This window comes from Paraclostridium sp., from assembly GCF_051656405.1.
Classification (GTDB): Bacteria; Bacillota; Clostridia; order Peptostreptococcales; family Peptostreptococcaceae; genus Paraclostridium.
The window spans coordinates 1-5727 of sequence record NZ_JBOGBV010000050.1; the positions used below are offsets into that span (position 1 = coordinate 1).

The following is a 5727-nucleotide window of genomic DNA, read 5'->3' on the forward strand; positions in this document are numbered from 1 at the left end:
ATAATCAAAAAAGAAATGTTATGTATTATGGAGACTGGTCAATTTGGGGAGGACAGGAAAACTTTTATCCAAAGGATATACCAGCAGATAAATTAACTCATTTGAATTTTGCTTTTTTAGATTTTGATTCAAATGGTAACTTAAAATTTACAGATAAAGATGCTGCTGTTGGAGCACCTGTAGGTCAAGATGGTGTTCAATGGGGAGCTGCTAATGCTGGTGTATTAAGTGCATTTCAAGAATTAAAAGCAAAAAATCCAAATTTAAAAATAGGAGTGTCTCTTGGAGGATGGTCAAAATCAGGTGACTTTTCTGAAGTAGCTGCAAATCCAGATAAAAGAGCAAAATTAGTAAAAAATGTACTGAAATTTATTGAGTATACAAACATGGATTTTCTAGATATTGACTGGGAATACCCATGTGATGTTAGGAAACCTGATTTAGTAGACAACAAAAACGATGAAGGTACACCTAATGCAACTAAAGCAGATAAAGAAAATTATATAAAGCTTTTACAAGAATTCAGAACAGAGCTTGATAAACAAAGTAAGGATTATGAACTATCTGTAGCAATACCTGCGCCTAAGAGCAAAGTCGATTTAGGTATAGATGTAGAAAATCTTTTTAACATTGTAGATTTTGCAAATATAATGACCTATGACATGAGGGGCGCATGGGATGAATATAGTGGGCACCAAACAGCGCTTTATCCAAACGAAAGCGACCCTATAAAGGGGAATAATTTATCAATAGATGAAACTGTTGATTACCTAGTAGATAAAGGAGCTGAAAAAGATAAAATTGTAATAGGAGCAGCTTATTATAGTAGAGGTTGGGATAAAGTTGAAAAAGGTAGTAACAATTCTTTGCCAGGAATTTTTAACAAGGCTTCAATAACTACAAAAGATGCAGATCAGACACCATCAAGAGGAGCGATAAATGAAGCTCCATTAGCATCAGGAGATGGAGGTCGCATGGGTGGAGTGTGGTCATACAGAAGTTTAGATAAATTAAAATCAAAGTATCCAGGACTAAAAGAATATTGGGATGATACAGCAAAAGCACCATATCTTTATGATGAAAGTACAGGAAAACTTTTTACATATGATAATGTAAAATCAATAACAGAAAAAACAAAATATGTAAATGACAATAACCTTGGAGGAATGATAGGGTGGATGGCATCTCAAGATGCTAAAACAGATTCTAGCAAAAGAGATGAATTGACAAAAGCATCCAAAGAAGGCCTTTTTGGAAGTGGAAAATTACCACAAAATGAAATAATTTTTTCAAAATTAGATATTAAAACATCAATAAGCCCATATGAAGAACAATGGGGTGAAGATAAAAATGGATATGAGATAACTATAAAAAATAATGAAGTATTAGAAGAGTCACAGGAGGTTTTAGCATCAGTAGAAAAAGGTGCTGAAACTATAAAAGCTCCTAAATTATATATAAAAAGTGATAAAGCTTTAAAAGCAGGAGATCATATGGCTGGAAATGTTACTTATGAAAATGGGTATACAATAGTAGATTTACAGCCTGTTTGGGAAGGAAAAAACATAGAACCTGGAAAAACATATACTTTCAAATTAAAGGGAGATGCAAACATATCAGGAATAGATCTTGCTCAACGAATGTCAGATCATGGTATAGATATGTATAGACAATCAATTTTAGATGATTCAGGAGAAGTTAAACCTCCAGGAAATCAAGCTCCAATGCTACATGGAGTAGATAATAAGACTATAAACGTAGGAGATTTATTTGATAAATTAGCAGGGGTAACAGCTACGGATAGTGAAGACCGAGATATAACAAATAAAATAAATGTTACTGGTTCTGTGGAGCCGAATAAAGCGGGTAGTTATAAGCTAGTTTATTCAGTTGAAGACAGCAAAGGCTCAAAGGTAGAAAAAGAGAGAGTTATAACTGTAGTAAAAAAAGGTGAAGAGCCATCACAAGATACATATGACCCAAATAAAATATACTTAGCAGGAGATTTAGTTATATTTAAAGGCGAAAAGTATATAGCTAAATGGTGGATACAAGGAGAAGACCCAGACAAATCTCAAGCATGGGAAAAGGTAATAACTCCAAATGAAGACGGAACTATAGACTATCATAACGGTATGATTTGTAATGGTGGAGAGTATGTAAAATATAATAATCACGTATATAAGGCTAAATGGTGGACAAACACAGTTCCAGGTAGTGATACTTCTTGGGAATTTATAAAATAAATAATAATTAAAGGGGAGAATAAATATGAAACACTTAAAAAAATTAAATAAAAAAATAGTATTCACATTAATGGTATCTATGGTTATGGCATCAGGAATTTCAATGTATGATGGAATAAAGGTTAATGCACAGGAAAATAAAGCTACGTATATTAGCTATTCAAATAAGAGTGTTAATTTTGGAGTAGGGCAAGGTATCGAGTGGCCAACTCAAGTTAATGCACCTTATGTTGACATGGTTGCATGGATAACAAAACCTGAATTTACAAATAATGGGACTGTGAAGTTGAAAAAAATAGCTGAAGATACAGGAGTGAAATTTTTCAATTTAGGATTTATACAATCAACAGGCAAAATTGAAAACAATAAGGTAAAATGGGGATGGGGTGGATTCTCTGTTTTAAATGAAGATAACAATGATAACACACAATATCAAGGTATGAAACAGTCTATTAAAGAATTAAGAGATATTGGAGGAGATGTAACTTTAGCATTTGGAGGATTAAATGGAGTTACATTTTGGGAGCAAACTCAAGATGAAAATGTCTTATACAATACATATAAGGAAATTGTAGATGGGTATGGATTAACAAGAATAGATTTAGATATTGAAGGAGGCGCAGCTCAAAGCAAAGCCTTAAATATAACAAATGCTAAAGCTATAAAGAAAGTTCAAGATGAAACAGGAGTGGATGTAGTATTAACATTACCTGTGTTACCAAGTGGATTAACATCAGTTCAACTTGATGTTTTAGAGGCATACCTATCTCAAGGAGTAGATGTAGAACTTGTAAATATAATGACTATGTGTTATGGAAATGGAACTTTATTACCAGGTGAAAATTACGGTACTGCTTCTATAAGAGCTATTGATAATACTAAAAATCAAGTACAACAGTACTTTAAAAAACACGCAAATATATCTTTAACAGATAGTGAAGCATATAAAAAAGTAGGAACAACTTCATCTATTGGATTTGAAGGAGAAGCTCACCCTATATTTGGAACTGATTGGGCTAAGTTAGTTGTTGATCACTCTATAGAAAAAGGATTAGGAATGACATCTTTCTGGTCAATGAATAGGGATGCTATGTTAGAAACTAACAAAGGAGTGACAAGTCAATATCAGTTCACAGATATATACAAAACTTTTGGAGAGGGTGCAGAACCAGGAGATCCTCAAAAGAATCAAGCACCTACATTACATGGAATAGATAATAAAACTATATATGTAGGAGATAAGTTTGAAGAATTAGAAGGGGTAAGTGCTGCAGATAGAGAAGATGGAGATTTAACATCTAAGATAAAAGTAGAAGGGAAAGTTGATACAACTAAAGCTGGAGATTACAAAATAAGTTATTCTGTAGCAGATAGTGAAGGCTTAACAACTAATAAAGAAAGAATAATAATAGTTAAAGAAAAGCCAGATCCATCACAAGATACATATGATTCAAATAAAATATATCTAGAAGGAGATTCAGTTGTATTTAAAGGAGAGAAATATGTAGCTAAATGGTGGGTAAAGGGTGAGGACCCAGATAAATCTCAAGCATGGAAAAAAATAGTGACTCCAAACGAAGATGGAAGTATAGATTATTATGAAGGATTAGTTTGCCAAGGAGGAGAGCTTGTAAGATATAATGGGCACACATATAAAGCTAAATGGTGGACAAACACAACTCCAGGAAGTGATGATACTTGGGAGCTAATTAAATAAATAAACAAAAAATAGCTGAATAAATTTCAGCTATTTTTATGTATACATCCTATAAATTAAAAATCTTTCACAACAGTCCTTTTCATACAACCCATGAAGTTTGACCTCTTCATAAAGCAAAAATCCAGTGTTATTTTCTAGAAAATATATATAATCTTCTGAAGGATAATATAGTATTAAATCTATGACTCTTGGATTTTTTTCATAAGAATCTAAAATATTATTTACTATTTTTCTAAAGATATTAACTGAAAATGGATTAAAAAAATAGAATTTGTTTTCTACAGATTTAATTTGGTAATCTTGACCCAGAATACAATTAAAATCTATTTGACTAGAAAGTCGTTTGTGTTTGTCTAAGTAATTTTCTTTATTAATTAGACAATCTTGATAATAAGTTTCATCCATTTCTATACCAGTCACATTACATTTGAAAAAACTATTAAGATAGAATATAAGCCTACCTTTGCCACATCCAAAATCAACTACATTATCCGTTTTATCCATATTGTATGTTTTAAATAATATATCAAGTGCTATATATGACGTAGCCTGATATGGGTGGTAGTGGGTAACACTAGAATCCCAAAGTTTTTCACCCATAGTATTTATGTTTAATAAATCTTCATAAAATTTTTCATCCATAAAACTTCCTCTTTCAAATTTAGTTAAATTTTAAAATCAAAACATAAATAACATTATACATAATATTTATAATATTATGCACATGACTTTTAGTTTTTGTAGATTTTATGTATAATATAAGAGTAATATATAAATTAAAAATTGTGAACGGCGATTTTTATAAAGTTTATTATACAACAGGAGGGATTAGATGGTTAAATTAATAGCAACGGATATGGATGGGACATTACTAAATGGTAATCATGAAATTCCAAAAGATTTTAAAGATACTATAAGGGCTTTAAAGGAAAAAAATGTGATGTTTGCTATATCTACAGGAAGAAACTATTTAGATATATCTTATAAATTTGATGATTACAAAGATGAACTATTATTTATTTGTGAAAATGGAACAGGAATATACTATAAAGATGAATGTATATATTCAAAGTTCCTGGAAAAGGATACCATAAAGCGATTAGTAGAACTTGGGCGTGAAGTAGATAATGCATATCCTATGTTATGTGGGACTAAAGGGTTGTATTTAGAAGATGAAGAGGCACTAGAACAGTTAAATATACTTTTCCCTATGAATGTACCAGTTACAAAAGTAGATTCGTTATTAGATGTGGAAGATGGAATATTTAAAGTTAATATGTTTGATTTAACAGATGCTGAAACTAATAGCTATTCAATATTCAAAAATGCGAATATCAAGGGGGTAACATTAACGCCTTCAGGAAAATATTGGTTAGATATGTCTAGTTTTGGAACAAATAAGGGACTTGCAATTAAAAAAGTGCAAGACATGTTTGATATAGATTATAAAGAAACTATGGTCTTTGGTGATCATTTAAATGACTTAGAGATGATGAAGAGCGCTTATTATAGTTATGCGATGAAAAATGGACATGATAATGTAAAAGAGATTGCAAACTTTGAAACTAAATACACAAATGAAGAATGTGGCGTAACAAAGACTATACAAGAAGAAGTTTTACAAGCTAAGGAATTAGCATAATATAAATTAAAAATAATGAGGGTTATTTAACCCTCATTATTTTTTGTATCATAAGGTTTTATAGTTGTATTTATTAAAAAGGCAATAAATACACCCATTAAAGTATCAAAAGTTCTTAA

General features: G+C 31.0%; 4 protein-coding genes. 3 read left to right on the forward strand and 1 reads right to left on the reverse strand.

Going from position 1 to position 5727, the window contains the following annotated elements; translation table 11 throughout:
- Both ACRDDE_RS06955 and ACRDDE_RS06960 read left to right on the forward strand, forming a co-directional pair.
- Positions 1-2246, forward strand: a 2246-nt coding sequence (locus ACRDDE_RS06955) for a glycosyl hydrolase family 18 protein (protein WP_438626533.1), incomplete at its 5' end; no start/stop codon positions are given.
- 25 nt (positions 2247-2271) lie between these two features.
- On the forward strand, positions 2272-3963 hold the full coding sequence (locus ACRDDE_RS06960) for an immunoglobulin-like domain-containing protein (protein ID WP_438626535.1): 1692 nt from the start codon (positions 2272-2274) through the stop codon (positions 3961-3963).
- 36 nt (positions 3964-3999) lie between these two features.
- On the opposite strand, the gene ACRDDE_RS06965 is transcribed toward ACRDDE_RS06960, so the two are convergent.
- On the reverse strand, positions 4000-4608 hold the full coding sequence (locus ACRDDE_RS06965; RefSeq protein ID WP_438626537.1) for an SAM-dependent methyltransferase: 609 nt from the start codon (positions 4606-4608) through the stop codon (positions 4000-4002).
- 190 nt (positions 4609-4798) lie between these two features.
- Between ACRDDE_RS06965 and ACRDDE_RS06970 the strand changes: the two genes are divergently transcribed.
- Complete coding sequence (locus ACRDDE_RS06970; protein ID WP_438626539.1) at positions 4799-5608, forward strand: HAD family hydrolase; 810 nt, start codon at positions 4799-4801, stop codon at positions 5606-5608.
- Positions 5609-5727: the final 119 nt, after the last annotated feature.

What these genes read in the sequence shown, in the direction of transcription:
- ACRDDE_RS06960 (WP_438626535.1), top strand. Translation starts at nt 2,272, where the DNA reads ATGAAACACTTAAAAAAATTAAATAAAAAAATAGTATTCACATTAATG.
- ACRDDE_RS06965 (WP_438626537.1), bottom strand. Translation starts at nt 4,608, where the DNA reads ATGGATGAAAAATTTTATGAAGATTTATTAAACATAAATACTATGGGT.
- ACRDDE_RS06970 (WP_438626539.1), top strand. Translation starts at nt 4,799, where the DNA reads ATGGTTAAATTAATAGCAACGGATATGGATGGGACATTACTAAATGGT.